Raw genomic sequence first — 19,363 nt, 5'->3', positions numbered from 1 at the left:
TTTAGATTGAAATAATTCTTCTAGTAAACAGATCGGCCGCCACTTAAGTCATAGCATTGTGCTGTTACATATGCCGCTTCATCGGAAACAAGGAAATTCACTACGTTTGCAACCTCCTCCGGTTTCCCAAGACGCCCCATCGGAATCTTCGCTAGCAATGATTGGAAATATTCTTCGGTCATGTTGTTCACCATTTCACCTTCAATCATGGTTGGCGTTACGCAGTTTACCGTTACACCTGTTTTAGCAATCTCTTTTCCAATTGATTTCGTCAGTGCGATTACCCCTGCCTTTGCGGATACATATGGGGCTAACCTTGGATTTCCTTCCTTTGCAGAAACGGAAGATATATTTACAATTCGGCCGTAACCTTGCTCCATCATGCCGCCGACTACCGCTTGGCAACAAAGGTAGGTTCCTTTCAAGTTAACAGCTATCACCTTATCCCAATCCGATTCAGCTATTTCCTTAAAAGGAACGGAAGGGCCCAGTATTCCGGCAACATTGACAAGAATATCAATCCTTCCAAAATGTTCGACACTTTTATTTACCATTTCGTCAACTTCTTCTTTTACTGCCACATTCACATACTGGGGCATGGCTTTGAATCCTGCTTCATTAAGCTCTCTTGCAACTAGCTCGGCAGTTCCTAAGTTTATATCAGCAACCACAACCGCAGCTCCTTCTTTTGCCAACCTGAATGCAACTGCTTTCCCGATGTTTTGTCCTGCTCCGGTAACAATGGCTGTTTTACCGGCTAGCTTCATTTCGCCCATTGTTTTAATACCTCCCTGGAAATGACAATTTGCTGAATCTGATTCGTACCTTCGAAAATTTGTGTTAGTTTGGCATCACGGAAATAGCGTTCGACATTGTAATCTTTACAATAACCATACCCACCGTGGATCTGGATCGCATTTGTTGTATGCTTCATAACCGCTTCCGTTGCAAACCATTTCGCCATCGATGCTTCGCGGGTGAACTTTTTCCCTTGATCTTTTAAATAGGCTGCACGATATGTAAGAAGGGTGGCAGCATCAAGATCAGTAGCCATTTCGGAAATCATCGCTTGGATTAATTGAAAACTGCTGATTTTTTGGCCAAATTGTTTCCGATTCTCTGCATAGTTTACACTTTCCTCCAGTGCAGCCTGCATCAGCCCGACCGCCAATGCAGCTACTTCAATCCGGCCGCTGTCAAGCGAATGCAGAGCAATTTTTATCCCTTGACCTTCTTCCCCTAACATGCAGCTTTTTGGAACCCGAACATTCTCGAACATTAATTCACATACTGGATTTCCCTTTTGCCCTAATTTGCGTTCTCGTTTTCCTACCGTAAATCCGGGGGTTCCTTTCTCAACTATAAAAGCACTGATTCCTTTGGAGCCTTTGTCCGGGTCCGTAACGGCAAAGACAATTGTAAAATCTGCAACATTGCCCATTGTGATCCACATTTTACTTCCATTAATAACATATTCATCACCGTCCAATTTGGCCTGCGTCTTAATACTTGAAGCATCAGAACCGGAACCGCTTTCAGATAAGGCAAAAGAACCAATTATTTCTCCCTTAGCCATTGCCGGTATAAATTTCTGTTTTTGTTCTTCATTCCCATAATGGTACATGCAGAACAAATGATGGCGGACGGAAGAGAAAATATTGGCCACTGCTGCAGAAGCCTTGGCAATCTCAATACTGGCAATAACGGCAGCGGTGGAATCAGCTCCGCTTCCGCCATACTTTTCCGGCATATTGATAGCAAGAAGTCCAAGTTTTCCAGCCTCTCTAAAGATATCCATGGGGAATTCGTCGGTTTCGTCAATTTCAGCAGCGTGGGGCTTCACCATTTCCTCTGCAAAACTTCTTACCATTTGCTGCATCATTTTCTGCTCTTCTGTCAATTCAAATATCATTAAATAATTCCCCTTTCAGCAAGCAACTTCAATCTTTCGTCAGAAAAATTTAATAATCCCTTATAAACTTCTTCATTATGCTGACCTAAGGACGGCGGTGGAGTTTCAATTCCCGCAGGGGTTAAGGAAAGTTTTGGTGTGATTCCGGATACTCTTAGTTTTCCGGCTATGGGATGTTCTATTTCCGGCGCCATATTTCTGGCCTTTACATGTGGATCGTTAATTAGCTGATCAACGCTATATACAGGTCCACAAATGACACCTGCTTCATTCAATAATTCCACTACATCATTCACATTTTTTTCTGCAACCCAATTCTGTGTAATACTATCCACTTCTTCGACGTTTTCGACTCTTTTGCTCGGAGAATTAAATTTTGGATCATCATAAAGCTCCGGCCTACCCAAAACTTCTACAAAACGTTTCCATAATGCATTAGAAGATACCCCAATGGCAACATAGCCATCTTTTGCTAAATAACAGTTATAAGGAGCAATACCCGGAATTCTGCTTCCCATTCTTTCGGTAATTCTTCCTAATCCGACATAGTTAGGTATGACATTTTCCAGTACAGCAATGATACTGTCGAGAAGCGCAGCATCGACATGCTGCCCAAGTCCAGTTTTTTCTCGATAATACAGCGCTGACAATGTACCATATGTCGCATATAAACCACCTAAAAAATCACCCATCGCATTTCCAGTTCGAACCGGTGGGCCATCTTTTTCTCCGGTCATGAACATCATACCGCCCATTGCTTGGGCAACAATATCTAGTCCAGGACGCTTGGAATATGGTCCTGTCTGCCCAAATCCGGAAACAGATGTCATAATAATCCCGGTATTAATTTCTCTTAGATGTTCATAACCAATATTCCATTTATCCATTGTTCCTGGACGGTTATTTTCAACCACGATATCTGAAATCTTCGCTAAATCACGAAATATTTCCTGTCCCTCCGGTGTCCGAAGATTGAGGGTAATACTCTTTTTATTTCTGTTTGAAGCTAAAAAGCATGAACCTTCACCATTTATAAGTGGAGCAAAATGTCGAGAGTCATCTCCTCCTCCCGGCAATTCAACATGCAGTACTTCAGCTCCCATATCAGCAAGTAACATTTCTACATAGGGCCCTGCAAGCATTCTTGTAGCGCCAAGAACCCTAATTCCTGATAAAGCTTTTGACAATGATCCATTCCTCCTAATTAAAAAATAAGTTTGTGTAAATATTGAATTTTCAGAATAGGGAAAGCCGTAAGATTCCACCTTAGTTCTGTAGAAAACAGGAAGGGACTTTAAAATCACCAGCTATCACTTTTAATTTATATATATGCAAAAATCATGCCAAGTCGGGGAGTGGATCTCTTACATAAATGTCCACTACTTTTTGAAATACTACTAAAATACCAAGATTTTTAATTCGTGCAATCTTCCATTATCTGCATCACTTTAATAAAAGTTAAATGTATTTTTTATAAGTGTTCAAAAATAAATCATGATGTAGAAATATCGTTAAGATATTAAACGGTGTTTCCTCAGGGCTTTTAATTAATATTCATTTAATTTCTTCCATAAAGTCGTTCGGCTAATTCCCAGCATTTCAGCTACAAGAGTACGATTGTTGTCATAACGTTCGAGCATTTGTTCAATTACTTGTTTTTCAATTTGCTCCATCGTTCCATGGTTAACAATCATTATATCTTCATTAAATACATCACTGTTTTCCTCTGTTTCTCTAATACATTCCTGAATAAATTCATTTTCATCTTTTTGATTTTTCACCCTTAACTGTAAACGTTCGACTAAGTTTTCCAATTGTCTAATATTTCCTGGCCAACTGTATGATATGAAAAAATTTTGAATGTCTTTGGAAAAATGATGGAAGGTTTTATCTGTGCCTATTTGCTTGAAGCTATTATTTACTAATGCAGGAATGTCTTCTTTTCGCTTTCTTAGAGGGGGTACCCTTAAATGCAAGACACTCAGCCGAAAATAAAGATCTGACCGAAATTTCCCTTCCTTCACCAATTCCCATAGTCTTTGATTAGTGGCTGCAATAATCCGGATATTGACAGGAGTTACCCGATCCCCTCCAACCCGCATAACCTCTTTCTCTTGAAGCACCCTTAACAAACGGGTTTGAATGTGCGGCGGAATCTCTCCTATCTCATCAAGAAAAATGGTTCCTTCATGTGCCAGTTCGAAATAACCTTGTCGCCCTCCTTTATTTGCACCTGTAAAAGCTCCTTCCGCATATCCAAATAATTCACTTTCCAATAAGGAGTCCGGCAGCGCAGCTAGGTTTACCGCGACAAAAGGGCCGTCCTTTCGTTTGCTGGCATTATGTATTCCTTGGGCAATCAATTCTTTCCCCGTACCGCTTTCGCCTAAAATGAGAACGGTTGAATCAGTATGGGCATACTCTTTAGCAACCTGAACCACATTCTCCATTTTTTGACCTGAATAAATAATGTCATCAAGTGTAAACTTTGCCACAAGACCTTTTGAGTGAAGTTCCCTGCGGACCTTACTTTCTAATTTTTGTATTTTACTAAACTCCCTGCAGGTTACAACTGTTCCTACTCTCTCATGATTGGCAATAACAGGTTCATAGGTGACAATCAGTTCCTGGAATGTAAAACTGCCTTTTTGAACGGAATTAATCTTTTTATCTTTTAATAATTGGACTATCTTTGAATCGGCTACTTCTTTGAGCTTTTTACCAATTACTGCTTCTTCCTTGACCTTAAAAATACGTTCAATCGCAGGGTTCAACGTTTCAATCTCCCCGCTTTGATTTAATAATAAAATCCCTTCTTCCGAAGCATTTATGACAGCGTTCAACTTCTCTGCCCTTTCCTTCATAATTATACGATCTTGTGCAACTTTATCAGCTAGAATCAAAGCACGCTTTATGGATCTTTCTCCAAGTGTAATGTACATGCTTTTCATGCCATGACTCCGGGCAAGATCTTTAACGCGAACTCCGCCACCAACCACAACATCCATTCCCAATCTTTTGGCTTCCTTAACTTGTTTGACTAGTTCTTCCTGTGTTTTATAAGTTAGGATTTCTACTTTAAAACCGATAATTTCAAACATGGTATCAAAATCAAATAGAAACCCCTCTTCTGGGTAGGTGATAAAGCACACTTTGTCACCCAAATTTTTAGCCCGGATAAGTGCCTGCATAATATCAGAGTTAGTTGAATCGCTATATATTACCGGTAGGTCTATTACCTTTTTAAGCGCATTCGCAGTTCCAGCTCGGCTTACAACAACTTCATATCCGCCTTTTGCAATTAGCGTTATAACTTCCCGAACGGCTTCATCCAGAATCCCCTCAACAACTGTCACCTTAAAATTTAACTCAGAAGCTACCTTTTCAATCATTTTTGTCATCTCCGGGTAACCAGAAGTCATGATCATTTTATATTTCACAACCATACCCTCCCTTTACTTTAAAAAACCAAACTCAAAATCCCCCAAAACCAATGGGATAGTGAGATACTAAGTACAAAAGATTATTAAAGCTATTTTTTTAATTGTTAAGTCTTTTTTAAAAACTTATTAAAAAATAGTTTGAAATACTATTTTAAATATTTAAAATTTTGTATTATTTTGTCTTATTATTAGTTTATAATGAAATAGTCGATATTCCAAGGAACATCGACTAGAAATAATTCTATTATTTTCATTTGATTGTGTTCAAATTTAGTTTCAAGTTATACCCTTTTCTTTTAATATTTCACTGTACTTTACCAAATAATCCATGACACTGACTACTCTTTCCGGTGTCGGATATACAGGTAGTTTTTCTTTGTTGTATAATTCCATTGCCTGCGGTGCAATGTTATCTGCCCCTAAACGTCCGATTACTAACGGTTTGTCATTTTCTTTAAAAATTTCAATTAATGACTGGGCAATGATGAAAGCACCCGGGTCTGCATTGGTCGTCAGCATGACGATGATACCATCAATATTGGGATCTTTCATGACATTTTCGACTACTTTTTTAAACATCTCTGGAACGGCAATTACCTCTGCTGTCACATCGACAGGGTTTTGGGCAGAGCCAAATGGAGGAATATATTTTTTTATTTCCTCCGATGTGTCAACTAACTCGGGTATTTCCAGCCCTTTTTCTGAACAAAGATCAGCAATAATACTGCAGGCACCACCCGAAGCGGTAATAACCCCAATTCTTTTCCCCTTTGGTAAAGGCTGCACAGTAAAGGCCCGCGAAACATCAATGATTTCATCAATCCGGTTAATTCTTAATACTCCAAATTTTTTAAAGACAAATGAATAGACTGCATCATCCCCCGCAATCGAACCTGTATGGGATTGAACGGCTCTTTTGCCAATGCTGGATCTACCAGTTTTGTATACTAACACAGGCTTTTTCGCCTTAAGCGCTCTTGCGGAAGCTAATGAAAAGGCCTTCGGATTCTTAATCCCCTCCATGAAGACGGTGATTACCTTGGTTAACTCATCCTCAATCAATACTTCCATAAAGTCACTTGTTGTTAAATCAGCTTCATTGGCTACACTAATCCAACGGCTGAAACCCGCCCCCTGCTCCCAGGCTCTGCTTAACAACGCACTACCCATCGCGCCGCTTTGGGAAACAAAGCCAATGTTTCCGGGAACCTTTACTTTTGTTTCAAGTGCTGCTCCAAAGGCTGTATAAATATTATTATTTGGGCTGGCAATCCCAATTGAATTCGGCCCAAGAACAAGGATATTCCCTTTTTTAGCAATCGCTAAAATCTGTTCCTGGAGCTTTTTCCCTTCTTCTCCAGTTTCCGCAAATCCGGAAGAATAGATGATGGCTGCCTTTACTCCCTTGGCCACACATTCTTCCATTACGTCTGGAACATGTTTGGCTGCTACAATTATGCAGGCTAATTCCACTTCATCCGGAACCTCTAAAAGACTTGGATATGCTTTATACCCTTTCACTTCCTTAGCCCCAGGATTAATCGGAAAGAGCTTACCTTTGTAACCGTTTTCTACAACATATTTAAATAACCTGCCGCCATTTTTCTTTTCATTCGTCGATGCCCCTATAACGGCAATGGATTGCGGGTTGATCATCTGCTTCAAATGACTTAAATCTTTTCTCACCAGTTCCTTTTCTTTATGTTTAGTGATTAAAATCCTTACATCACAGATATAGGCATCATTATCCGTAAATATCACTGGATTCAAATCTAGTTCCTCAATTTCAGGATGTTCCTCTATCAAGTCATTTAATGAAAGACAGATTGTATAAATTAACTGTTTATTTATGCCCTTTTTCCCTCTGTAGCCTTCAATCATTTGATAGCTTTTTAATTCTTTCAGCATTTCTTCTACATCATCAACGGAAACCGGCATCATTCTCATTGAAAAATCTTTAATGATTTCAACAAATATGCCGCCAAGGCCAATTACTAATTGATGACCAAAGGTTGGATCCTTTTTTATTCCAAAAATTAATTCCATCCCCTTTGGTACAAACTCCTGAACAAGGACACCAGCAATGTCCGCTCCTGGGTTATTCTTTAACGCGTTTTTTACAATCTCATCATAAGCAGATGTCAATTCATCTTCATTCTTAAGATTTACCTTCACAACGCCAGCATCTGATTTATGAATAATTTCTCTGGACATTCCTTTTAACACAATCGGGTAACCAATCTCTGTCGCAATTTGGCAGGCTTGCTCTTTACTCTTAGCAATCGTTGATCTTGCGATAGGCAGTTCATATTTTCGTAAAAGGTCGGCTCCTTCATGTTCCATTAAAAATGCCCCAGACTGGATATCTGTACCAAGCCCTGCGCATAAAGTTTTATTTTCTGCCAACTCATATCCTCCTAAAAACCCTATTTATTTTTTTCTTTGGCTAAATCTCATGCCAAATACATCTTCAGCAATTTTATTTTTCATCATTTCAGGGGTTCCTCCGGCAATCATCCAACCTCTTACTCTTCTAAAAATATATTCCAGTGGGTAATCAGTAGAATAGCCGTAGCCTCCAAATATTTGTACCGCCTCGTGTGCTACTTCAAATGCAGTTGTATTTACATAGGCTTTTGCAATCGAGGATTCAATTGGACTTGGTGCTCCTTTATCGGCATTTGTTGCTGCACGGTATAATAACAATCTGGCTGCATCCAATTTCATTTTCATTTCTGCTACTTTCCATTGAATTCCTTGGAATTCGGCTAACAGCTTACCAAATTGCTTGCGTTCCTTGGCATGTTCAACTGCCAAATCAAACGCAGACTGGCCAAGAGCCAATGATCTTGCTGTATTTCCCATTCTTTCGATATTAAACATCATAAACAATTTTCTAAAGCCGTCTTCTGGAACAAGGATGTTTCCTACAGGGACCTCACAATGATCAAAATATAATGCGCAATGCTCCTCCCCTGACATATGGTATTCCGTTTTTCCAACGGTGAAGCCTGGAGCATCTCTTTCCACTAAAACAGCACCAGAGGATTTCACACCCTCGCCAAACCGAACCCATACAACATAATAAGAATTGTGCGGTCCATGGGTATTAAATACTTTTGATCCATTAATAATGACTTTATCGCCTTCAATGCTGGCTCTTGTACTTAAATCGGTAACAGCCGAACCGGCATTAGGTTCTGACATGGCAACGGAAATAAGCTTTTCACCTGATAAAATGGATGGCAATACCCTTTGTTTTAATTCTTTGCTCCCATAAGCAGATAACTGACGAATGGCACCGAAATTTCCCACCTGAAACATATCAGCGGTATTTGGGCAAACCTTCGCGATTTCCTCCATTACAATGATGGCATCAATTAGTGCTGAACCTTGACCACCATCTTCTTCAGGCAGCGTCATTCCCATTAATCCATGTTCGGCAAGAATCTTGGCATTTTCCCACGGAACCTCCCCACTCTTTGCCCATGTATAAGCTTTTTCGGAAAATTTCTCTTTTGCAAAATTTCTTGCCCATTTTTGTAACTCTAGTTGATCTGCTGTTAAATTAAAGTCCATTTTTTCTCCTCCTAAGTTATATATACACTCTTCGAGTCTATATCTTGCATAATTCGTGCCAACTATTTATTTTGACTCCCCCTCCATTCAAGACATCCTGCTTCCATCCAGTTATTTTTTTGTTTACATATTGAACGAGGTTGTTAATTTTCTTGACGAGGATTTATCTACTCACCTGTAAAGTAAGCATCACGTTTTTCTAAAAAGGCATTAACCCCCTCTTGTTTATCTTCGGAATTAAATAAGATCGACTGGGCCAGCTTCTCTAGCATTAGCGCAGTATTTAAATCTGTTTCAAAACCTTGATTAATCACCATTTTTGCCAGTTTAAGAGCGAACGGGCCTTTTTTGACAATATGGTTGACCTTTTCCAAAACTACTTCCCATAAGTCTTCTAATGGGACAATAGTCGAAACAAGGCCAATTTGTTCTGCCTTTTGGGCGGAAATCATTTCTCCCGTGAAAATCATATCAATCGCTCTCCCCTTACCAACAATACGAGCTAAACGCTGAGTACCACCACCACCTGGAAGGATTGATAAATCCAATTCAGGGAAGCCCATTTTGACATGATTAGCAGCAATTCGAATATCACATGCCAGCGCCAATTCGCAGCCAGCCCCAAGAGCATAGCCGTTTAGGGCAGCAACCGTTACCTTACTGCTGCTTTCAATTGTATGGCAAATGTCTTGAAGACCTGGAATGAAGGCATCTTTTGCTCGCTTATCTAGCAACTGGTTAATATCGGGTCCTGATGCAAATGTTTTTTCACCTTCGCCTGTAATAACAATCAATTTGATTCCATCATGATGTTCCCATTGCTTAATAACGTTGTGCATTTCCTGAAGAGCTATTGAATCGAGGACATTTTCACATTCGGGGTTATTCATCTCTGATGATTCCCATTCCTCCATCTTTATAAGCAATAATTTTTTCATAATTCAAAATAAATCCCTCCAAAGTTTTTATTATTTGGAAATTATGCAAATTTTGTACCAAAATAATAGAAGAATCATTTGAATCTTAAAAATGAATTATTTTTTCAATTTATTAAAATAGAATTCCTAGCACGAATTTGATTGATCATCTAATATAAATGGAAACTTGCCGATTGACGAGTCTATTAGGACGGTTCATGAGGCGTAGTTGAATTTATGCGAAATAGGAAAATTGGATGAGATTTTATTCTTTCCTAGTAGCTAAATAAAACGCTCAGTGCACTGAGCGTCAGTTTTATCGTATTTTTAATTTAAACTTTAAAATTTAGTCGTAAATTCAAGACCCTATAAACTCAGATAATATTTAAACAGTTTTAAAGAATGCTAATAAAAATTAGGTTACGGCTACACTTTTAAATTCCTCAATTAATAGGGGCACGACTTCAAATAAGTCCCCAACAATTCCATAATCAGCAATGCTGAAGATGTTTGCTTCAGGATCTTTGTTAATAGCAACAATAACCTTTGAGTTGGACATTCCTGCAATATGTTGAATTGCACCTGAAATTCCGCAAGCAATATACAGATCAGGTGTTACCACTTTTCCAGTTTGCCCGATTTGTAACGAGTAATCACAGAATTCTGCATCACAAGCTCCACGTGATGCCCCTACTGCTCCGCCAAGTACCTTTGCTAATTCTTCAAGTGGTTTAAAACCATCCTTGCTTTTTACTCCTCGTCCACCAGCAACAATAACTTTTGCCTCTGATAGATCTATTCCCCCTGAGGCTTTTTTTACTACTTCTTTAACAATTGTACGCAAATCTTTTATTTGAACATCAATGGAAGATATCTCCCCTGAACGTGATACATCCTTTTCCAATGGTAGGATATTATTGGGACGAATGGTCGCAAATATAATCCCTTCTTGAATTGCTCTCTTTTCAAAGGCCTTTCCAGAATAAATCGGACGTGTAAAGATAACTTCATCCCCTATTATGTCCACTTTTACAGTATCAGAAATTAATCCTGACTTAATTTTGGAAGCAATTCTGGGTGAAATGTCCTTACCAATCGCTGTATGACCTAATATAAATCCATCCGGCTTTTCGGCATCGATAACCTGCATAATCGCTTGTGAATATGCCTCAGGCGTATAATCTTGTAAATTGCTGTTTTCAACGACCACAACACGGTCAGCACCATGATGAATCATCGTATAAGCCAGTTCTTTAATCCTGCCACCTAATAGCAAACCTACTACTTCTCCTCCATCGGCTATTTGCTTTGCTGCAGCAATGGCTTCAAAAGAAACATTACGTAATACCCCTTCTCTTATTTCTCCTAAAACTAATAATTTTCTTGCCAAGTTTATCCCTCCTGTTATATGACTTTTGCTTCAGTCTTTAATAAAGACGCCAATTCTTTAACTTGTTCAGAAATTTCTCCCTCAAGTATCTTTCCTGCTTTCTTTACTAGTGGGAGGAAAATTTCTACGATGCTTGTTTTTGCTCTTACTTCATCTTCTTCTAAATGGAGATCATTCATATCCACTGTCTCAATCGGTTTCCTCTTGGCCTTCATTATTCCAGGCAATGATGGATATCGAGGTTCATTTAATCCTTGTTGGCAAGTAATTAATAATGGAAGTGAAACTTCTAAAATTTCACTATCCCCTTCTACATCCCGTTCAATTGTTGCTTTATCATTATCGACTGAGAGCTTTGTCACTGTAGTAACTGCAGAAATCCCTAATTCTTCTGCCAGTCGTGGACCTACCTGGCCGGAGCCGCCGTCAACCGTTACATTTCCTGCTAAAACAATGTCAACTTCCTTGTCCTTGAGATATGTAGATAATATCTTTGCTGTAGAAAACGCATCCCAATCATCAAGATCCTCATTTTCAATTAATACAGCTTTATCTGCACCCATTGCCAAAGCTGTACGGAGCTCTTTTTCTGCCTCTTCTTCACCTATTGTTACAATAGTAACTTCTCCACCATGTTTTTCACGTAATTTCAAAGCTTCTTCAATCGCATATTCATCGTATGGGTTCACAATGAACTCTGCCCCATCATTATTGATTTTTCCATCTTCAAATACTATTTTTTCTTCAGTATCGAAGGTGCGTTTCATGACAACAAAAATATTCATTTCAATATCTACCTCTTTCACCAATTATTAAACTTGCAAATTCTCAACAATGGTTGAAATCCCCATTCCACCGGCAATACATAATGTTACAAGGCCATATTTTTCTCCACGACGTTCCATTTCATGAAGAAGCTTTGTCATAAGAATGGCTCCTGACGCACCGATTGGATGTCCTAAAGCAATAGCTCCCCCATTAACATTTATCTTGCTTATATCCGTTCTCCATTCTCTCATCACCGCTAAAGATTGTGCTGAAAAAGCTTCATTGAGCTCAATTAGTCCGATGTCATTTAGTGTAAGTCCAGCAATTTGTAGCGCTTTCTTCGTTGCAGGTACAGGACCGATTCCCATGATTTCAGGCGAAACCCCTGCTGATGCCTGTGCAATAATTTTTGCCTTTGGTTTCATTGCATACCTCATTACAGCTTCTTCTGACATCACTAATAATGCTGCTGCTCCATCGTTTCTTCCACTGCTGTTTCCTGCTGTAACAGTACCATCTTTCTTAAAAACAGGCTTTAATGCAGCGAGTTTTTCTAAAGTTGTTCTCCTTGGATGCTCATCAGTATCAAATATAATCGTTTCTTTTCGATTTCGAATTTCATAGCTTACGATTTCTTTTTTGAACTTTCCGCTTTCAATCGCCTGAAGAGCCAAGATTTGGCTTCTTAAAGCGAATTCATCTTGCTCCTCACGAGAAATATGATATTTTTCTGCTAAGTTTTCAGCCGTCATTCCCATCGTTAATGAACCGTATTGGTTGATTGGCTGGGACCGGGGCTGACTTTCTGTATTAGGATCTAATAATTCTCCATTACCAGCTCCATAACCGAATCGGGCTCCTCGTAAATAATATGGTGCTGTGCTCATGCTTTCAGCCCCGCCAGCAATAATAATATCTGACAAGCCACATTGAATTTGTTGAACCGCATTATTTATGGCCTGAAGACCTGATCCGCATTGACGATGAATCGTATAGGCGGGTACTTCAACTGGAAGGCCTGCTCTTAATAAAGCAATCCTTGCCATGTTAGGAGAGTCCGTACTCTGTTTTCCTTGTCCCATGATCACTTCATCAATGATGTTTTTTTCAATTCCCGTCCTTGCAATAATCTCATCAATCACCTTTGATGCTAAAAAATCAACTTCTATATTTTTTAAACTTCCGCCTAATTTACCAATACCCGTTCTTACTGAATCAACAATTACAGCCCGATGCAAAAAAAATCACTCCTACTCTTTATCATATTTATAGAAACCCGCACCAGATTTTCTTCCTAATCTTCCAGCCTTCACGTATTTTATTAATAATGGGCACGGACGATATTTTTCTCCTAATGTTTGATAGAGATATTCCATATTTCGCAGGCGTGTATCCAGACCGACTAAATCAGCTAACTCAAGCGGCCCCATTGGATGATTCAATCCTAATTTCATTGCTTTATCGATATCTTCAGCGGAGGCAACACCCTCCATTAGCATATTCATTGCTTCATTTCCAATTAAACAGTTCATTCTGCTTGTGACAAACCCAGGAAACTCATTGACTTCAACCACCTCTTTATTCATGGCTTCGGCGGCTTTTTTTGCAATTCTAAACGTTTCATCTGAAGTATCAAGCCCCCTGACAATCTCTATCAGTTTCATTTTGTGAACTGGATTAAAGAAATGCATCGCGATGCACCTTTCTGGGCGGGATGTTTGTGCCCCAATTTCGGTCGGGCTCATTGTTGAAGTATTTGTCGCAAGTATTGTCTGCGAAGGACAGATCTTATCCAATTTCTTAAAGACGTCCACTTTAATTTCCATTTTTTCAAGAACAGCTTCAATGACTAAATCAGCTTCTACGGCAGCTTCCTCCATATTTGTGGTAAAAGTAATTCGATTCAAGCTTGCCTCATCTTCACCAGGTCTTATAAACCCGTGATGTACTGATTTTCTCAATTCCGTTTCAAGATATGTCTTAGCTTTTTCTAAAGCTTCCGGATAAAGATCATGAAGGTGAACCTGGAAACCTGCTACTGTAGCGGCGTATGCGATTCCTCTGCCCATTATTCCTCCACCGATCACTGCAATTTTCTTCATAGTAAACTTCCCCATTTCATTTGTGATCATTTTGAAATGATATATTTTGATTAATCACTTTATTTACTAGCATGAATCGTGCCAAGTTTTTTCATTGATATACCCGCAATTCCTAAATATCTTCTTAAGGATACGACACCTATTTGTTAAAATATTGAACATATGTGTTTATTTTTCTTACTTCCCTTTAAAGACTGGTTCCCGCTTTTCCAGGAAAGCCTCCACTCCTTCTTTCTTATCTTCCGAGTTAAATAGAATGGCTTGTGCAAATTTCTCCAACATCAAAGCTGTCTTTAAATCTGTATCAAAGCCCTGGTTGACAACCATTTTTGCAAGTTTAAGAGCAAGTGGTCCTTTTCTTGCAATTTTATTTACATATTCCACTACTGTTTTCCACAGTTCTTCCATCGGAACAACAGTTGAAACTAGACCAATTAGTTCCGCTTTTTGAGCTGTTACAATCTCTCCAGTCAAGATCATATGAAGGGCTCTGCCTTTTCCAACGATTCTGGCAAGGCGCTGTGTTCCTCCCCCTCCTGGAATAATTGATAAATTTAGTTCTGGGAGGCCAATCTTTGCATGCTCAGCGGCAATACGAATATCACAGGAGAGAGCAAGTTCACACCCTCCTCCTAAGGCAAAACCATTGATTGCTGCAATCGTTACTTTACTGCTGTTTTCAATCTTTTGACATACTCCTGATAGACCTGGTAAAAGGGCATCATGTGCATCCTTTAGCTTAAGTTGCCTTATATCAGCACCAGCTGCAAATGACTTTTCACCCTCTCCAATAAATGCGATTGCTTGTATTTCTTCTTGTTCTTCCCACTGATTAAGTGCATCTTCAATTTCACGATGTGACCTGGCATCAAGTGCATTTCTAACCTCAGGCCTATTCATCTTAATAACTCCAATTCCTTCCTCTTGATAAACTAAAATATTTTTATAGTCCATAACATCCCCTCCAAACGAATGTAGTTGTTTTGCAAATAACTAATGCAAGTATCGGGCCAAAATTGTAACTATTCCTTCAAAAGAAAACAGTGTTCTTGTTCTCTAAATTAGAGGGGAAACCTCGGAAAATTTTGTCAATCCCCAATAATATGTACTTCTTTCTAACTCCTCAATAAGAGATTGATAAACTAAGATACTAAAATAGCCTACTGTCCTAGGTTGTTTAGAAAGTAAAAGTTCTTCAGAGGAAATTTAATAGCTAAAACAAGAGGGGCTGTCCAAATTGGCAGCCCCTCTGTTTTCCACTATTTGATTGCACACAAAATCGATCAGCTATATCAAAACCAAGGGAAATACGTTTGTTAAAAAAAGTGAAAATTATGTGAAACGTATCACAAAAGTGATTCCGTTCCTACTTTGGCTAAAACAATTGTGTTAAGATTAAGAATTGGAAGCGGTATAAAAATTACAATTTTTGTTGCCATACAGGTTGTTTGCTTTTTCAATACATATAAAGAGGGGCTAGCCAAATGAAAAATGTTCTAAAAATATTCAAAAATTTAAATACTTTGGCTAAAACAATTGTGTTAAGATTAAGAATTGGAAGCGGTATAAAAATTACAATTTTTGTTGCCATACAGGTTGTTTGCTTTTTCAATACATATAAAGAGGGGCTAGCCAAATGAAAAATGTTCTAAAAATATTCAAAAATTTAAATACTTTGGCTAAAACAATTGTGTTAAGATTAAGAATTGGAAGCGGTATAAAAATTACAATTTTTGTTGCCATACAGGTTGTTTGCTTTTTCAATACATATAAAGAGGGGCTAGCCAAATGAAAAATGTTCTAAAAATATTCAAAAATTTAAATGTAAAATTAGTTCTTTCCTATGCCTTAATTTTAATCATTCCCTCAGTACTTGTTGGGATCTTATCATATGATAGCGCTAAAAAGGCGGTTGAAAAACAAATATTGTCCAGTATTGATGAAAACATCGAGTTATTAGATGTATCAATTAATACTTTTATTGAGCCTAAATTAAACGATATGACCATCTACGCAAAATCGATCAAGTCAGACCAATATAAAGGTGAACAGAGCCCAGCGGTACGAAAAGTATTGAATATGTATGAACAAACACATCCGGAGGCAGAAGCCGTCTATGTCGGAACGAAAGATGGCTTGTTTATTCGCGAGCCAAATGTGGCGAAGAAAAAGGGGTATGACCCAAGAGAACGACCTTGGTATAAAAGTGCCTTAGAAAATAAAGGAACCACTGTTATTTCCGAACCTTATGTCTCTTCTACAACCGGTCAGATGGTCATTACCGTATCGAAAACATTGGATGACGATTCCGGTGTTGTGGCGGTAGATATCAACTTATCGCAATTAACGACTTTAGCCAACAAAATTAAAATCGGAGAAAAAGGGTATACCTTTATTCTCGATCGAAATAAAATGGTCATTTCCCATCCTACAGAAGATTTGGGAACCCAGGTGAAAGATAGCTTTTATCAAAAATTATATAACCAAGAAAAAGGACAATTTGCCTATCAACTTGGCGGTAAAGACAAAATGCTCAGTTTTGTAACGAATAAGACTACCGGTTGGAAGCTTGCCGGCACGTTAAATTCTTCAGAGGTGGACCAGACAGCAGCACCTATCATTCAACATACGCTGCTGATTAATGTCCTTTTCATTTTAATTGGTGCAATCTGCGTATTTTTCATTATGAAATCGATTATTAAACCGCTGAAAGAGTTAAAAAATACAGCGATCACTGTCAGTCAAGGAGATTTGACCAAGCATGTTGAGGTAAAAACGAATGATATCATTGGCCAACTGGGAGTCGCCTTTAACGAAATGCAGAAAAAGCTGCAAATGATTATTGAAAAAGTGGAACAAAGCGCGATCCAGGTGGCGGCATCAGCCGAACAGCTATCCGCAAGTGCGGAAGAAAATAGTGCCGTAACAGCCCAAGTCTCTTCTTCAATGCAAAAAGTATCCGATAATGCGGAAAAACAAACAGATCAAGTGGATAAGGCGGCTGATTCCTTAAGTGAAGTAGCGGCCACTGTTACTAGTATTGCCCATCACTCGCAGCAGGTTGCAGAGCTGACCAGCGACACAATGAATCAAGCCAGTGAAGGCGAACAAGCCGTTGCAAATACCGTTTCGCAAATGGAATCGATCCATGAGTCCGTACTGGAATCAAATACCACGATGAAATCGCTGTTTGAAAGTCTTAAAGAAGTGACCTCTATCTTGGATGTCATCACCGGGATCGCCGACCAAACCAACCTGCTTGCTTTAAATGCCGCGATTGAAGCGGCAAGAGCCGGAGAACATGGGAAAGGGTTTGCCGTAGTGGCCGACGAAGTACGTAAACTGGCGGAACAATCGCAAAGCTCCGCAAAAGAAATTCATGAGATTGTGCAAAAAATTCAAAAGGAATCGGAAAATAGCGTCAATATCATGACTCGTGTAACAAATGATGTTAAAAATGGTGTCGATATTTCCAATGAAGCGATCAAGAAGTTTACCATCATTCTTCAAAGTACAAAAGAGATCACGCCACAAATGCAAGAGGTTTCAACCATGGCTCAACAAATAGCAGCTTCGATTCAAGAAGTAACTGCGACAACCAATGAAATGGTAGAGATTGCTCAGAAGAATGCTTCCACTTCTGAAGAAGTTGCGACATCCGCAAAGGAACAATTGGCCTCCATGCGGGAAATTTCATCATCAGCCCACTTATTATCATCGATGGTGGAAGAATTAAAGAAAATGTCACAGCAATTTAAATATGAAAGATAACGTAATTAAAGCGGACTGTTACCTTTACAGCAACAGCCCGCTTTTTATCTGAAAAATGTATTGAAATCTGCAATTTTTTTATCCATCAGCTAAGAAATTTTTTAAAACCATCGATAGGCTCTAATCCATCTTTTTGTCGATGAATTATGTTAACTTTGGATTACTACATCATCAGTTGTTTTCATGTTTTCGTTTTTTTTCGGATCCCTACCTACTAATCCAGCAGCAAAATTCAGGATAAAGGTAGCCACTATAATGCCAATAAATCCTATTGTATAGGCCCCGGTCGCGTCTTTAATATAGCCCATTATATATGGGTACAAAAACCCACCTACTAAAAATCCAATTCCTAAAATAAATCCATTGGCAGTAGCAACATACTTAGTTCCCACGGATTCCACTGCTGAAGCTAATGCTACTGGCATTCCCGAATATACTCCAATGCCAACAAGTGGCATCATAAAGGCAACGAGGCCATAACTGCCATTGGCTAATGCTATTGTGAGAATGATTACAGTAAGAGTCATCCATAGGCCTGCAAGTATGATAAACGGCTTTCTTTTTCCCATTTTATCTGATACTAATCCAAGAATAATAGAAGGAACTATACCAACTAGGACATATAAGGACGTTAAAAATCCTGCAAGGCCTTCGGACCAACCAGCATCTTCGATAAGAATCGTCGGTACCCAATAGGCAATAACCGCATACAAGCCCCATTCACCAATGAAAAAGGCGGACGCCACAATGACATTTCTATCTCCGATCACTTTTAGATAGTCTTTCAAATTAAATTTTTCCCCTGATTCTTTTACAGAATTTTGACGATCCGTGATATGAGGAGGATTCTTTAATACTAAGAAAGAAATAATTAAAATAACAATGAGGAATATACCTCCAAGAGCCGATCCATTTTTCCATCCGACGGCTGTAAGAACATATGAAAATAAGTAAAGAGAAAACACTGTACCAATCCCGTCAGATGTAAACATGACCCCCATTGCAGAACCAACACCATTTGATCTTTCAAACCATTGGGCTGCCATCGTGTAAGGTCCGACAAACAATAAGCCTACACCTAAACCAATAAGTGCCCTAGAAAAAACTAGTGTTGCATAACTTGGCATATAAGCGAAAAGAATTTGCCCTACCGCACTAATCAATAGTCCCCACAATATAACATTTCGAGCCCCCCACTTATCTACCAGCACCCCAACAAAGGGTAAAGTTAAACCTCCAACTAAAGCAGTCGCGGAAGCCAACATCCCGGTCTGAGCGTAAGTAATGGATGTGTCTTTCATAATTTGAGTTATTTGAGTCGAGTATCCAATATAAGGAAGGAAACAACCTACTAACGCCAAATATGATAACCAGAGCATTGTCCATTGACCTTTTACTTTTGTATTCTCCATCGTTTAGCACCTCCTAAATGATTGAAAAACGAATCTTATAAAACACAAATATTAATTTGAAAATAAATA

At 38.9% G+C, this 19,363-nt stretch carries 16 protein-coding genes; 3 read left to right on the top strand and 13 right to left on the bottom strand.

Annotated features, from left to right (window positions below; all coding sequences use genetic code 11):
• Positions 1-20: 20 nt before the first annotated feature.
• From RCG24_RS20045 to RCG24_RS19990, 12 genes are all read right to left on the bottom strand, one after another.
• Positions 21-776: an SDR family NAD(P)-dependent oxidoreductase gene (locus tag RCG24_RS20045; RefSeq protein WP_308077860.1), complete on the bottom strand. Its 756-nt coding sequence runs from the start codon at positions 774-776 to the stop codon at positions 21-23.
• Complete coding sequence (locus RCG24_RS20040; RefSeq protein WP_202656167.1) at positions 764-1,912, bottom strand: acyl-CoA dehydrogenase family protein; 1,149 nt, start codon at positions 1,910-1,912, stop codon at positions 764-766. The genes RCG24_RS20045 and RCG24_RS20040 overlap by 13 nt, the downstream gene beginning before the upstream one ends.
• The gene (locus RCG24_RS20035; protein WP_202656168.1) at positions 1,912-3,099 is read right to left on the bottom strand and encodes a CaiB/BaiF CoA transferase family protein; all 1,188 of its coding nucleotides are present in this window, start codon (positions 3,097-3,099) and stop codon (positions 1,912-1,914) included. Before RCG24_RS20035 ends, RCG24_RS20040 begins: the two co-directional genes overlap by 1 nt.
• 360 nt (positions 3,100-3,459) lie before the next feature.
• Positions 3,460-5,352 (bottom strand): sigma 54-interacting transcriptional regulator, encoded by a 1,893-nt coding sequence (locus RCG24_RS20030; protein ID WP_308077859.1) that lies wholly within the window; start codon positions 5,350-5,352, stop codon positions 3,460-3,462.
• Positions 5,353-5,631: 279 nt separating this feature from the next.
• Entirely contained in the window at positions 5,632-7,761 is a 2,130-nt protein-coding gene (locus RCG24_RS20025; protein WP_308077858.1) for an acetate--CoA ligase family protein, read from the bottom strand.
• Between the two features lie 24 nt (positions 7,762-7,785).
• Positions 7,786-8,934 (bottom strand): acyl-CoA dehydrogenase family protein, encoded by a 1,149-nt coding sequence (locus RCG24_RS20020; RefSeq protein WP_202656171.1) that lies wholly within the window; start codon positions 8,932-8,934, stop codon positions 7,786-7,788.
• Positions 8,935-9,101: 167 nt separating this feature from the next.
• Positions 9,102-9,872 (bottom strand): enoyl-CoA hydratase/isomerase family protein, encoded by a 771-nt coding sequence (locus RCG24_RS20015; RefSeq protein WP_308077857.1) that lies wholly within the window; start codon positions 9,870-9,872, stop codon positions 9,102-9,104.
• A gap of 394 nt (positions 9,873-10,266) precedes the next feature.
• Positions 10,267-11,241: an electron transfer flavoprotein subunit alpha/FixB family protein gene (locus RCG24_RS20010; protein WP_308077856.1), complete on the bottom strand. Its 975-nt coding sequence runs from the start codon at positions 11,239-11,241 to the stop codon at positions 10,267-10,269.
• A gap of 14 nt (positions 11,242-11,255) precedes the next feature.
• Entirely contained in the window at positions 11,256-12,026 is a 771-nt protein-coding gene (locus RCG24_RS20005) for an electron transfer flavoprotein subunit beta/FixA family protein (RefSeq protein WP_308079225.1), read from the bottom strand.
• Positions 12,027-12,053: 27 nt separating this feature from the next.
• Complete coding sequence (locus RCG24_RS20000) at positions 12,054-13,247, bottom strand: thiolase family protein (RefSeq protein WP_308077855.1); 1,194 nt, start codon at positions 13,245-13,247, stop codon at positions 12,054-12,056.
• A 12-nt stretch (positions 13,248-13,259) separates the two neighbouring features.
• Positions 13,260-14,141, bottom strand: coding sequence for a 3-hydroxyacyl-CoA dehydrogenase (locus RCG24_RS19995; protein WP_308077854.1), 882 nt, complete (start codon positions 14,139-14,141; stop codon positions 13,260-13,262).
• Between the two features lie 147 nt (positions 14,142-14,288).
• Complete coding sequence (locus RCG24_RS19990) at positions 14,289-15,065, bottom strand: enoyl-CoA hydratase/isomerase family protein (RefSeq protein WP_308077853.1); 777 nt, start codon at positions 15,063-15,065, stop codon at positions 14,289-14,291.
• 530 nt (positions 15,066-15,595) lie between these two features.
• Between RCG24_RS19990 and RCG24_RS19985 the strand changes: the two genes are divergently transcribed.
• From RCG24_RS19985 to RCG24_RS19975, 3 genes are read left to right on the top strand one after another with little or no spacing between them, the layout of a single operon-like run.
• Complete coding sequence (locus tag RCG24_RS19985; protein ID WP_308077852.1) at positions 15,596-15,751, top strand: hypothetical protein; 156 nt, start codon at positions 15,596-15,598, stop codon at positions 15,749-15,751.
• Entirely contained in the window at positions 15,748-15,903 is a 156-nt protein-coding gene (locus tag RCG24_RS19980) for a hypothetical protein (protein WP_308077852.1), read from the top strand. Before RCG24_RS19985 ends, RCG24_RS19980 begins: the two co-directional genes overlap by 4 nt.
• A complete protein-coding gene (locus tag RCG24_RS19975) occupies positions 15,900-17,882 on the top strand; it encodes a methyl-accepting chemotaxis protein (RefSeq protein ID WP_202656176.1) in 1,983 nt (660 codons plus the stop codon). Before RCG24_RS19980 ends, RCG24_RS19975 begins: the two co-directional genes overlap by 4 nt.
• Before the next feature lie 149 nt (positions 17,883-18,031).
• Here the strand turns inward: RCG24_RS19975 and RCG24_RS19970 are convergent, their stop codons facing one another.
• Positions 18,032-19,294, bottom strand: coding sequence for an MFS transporter (locus RCG24_RS19970; protein WP_202656177.1), 1,263 nt, complete (start codon positions 19,292-19,294; stop codon positions 18,032-18,034).
• Positions 19,295-19,363 lie beyond the last annotated feature (69 nt).

Origin of the sequence: Neobacillus sp. OS1-32 (assembly GCF_030915425.1) — a bacterium.
In the GTDB taxonomy this organism is placed as follows: domain Bacteria; phylum Bacillota; class Bacilli; order Bacillales; family Cytobacillaceae; genus Neobacillus; species Neobacillus paridis.
Note: the sequence above shows the minus strand (reverse complement) of the source record. Positions and strands in the feature narration are given on the sequence as shown.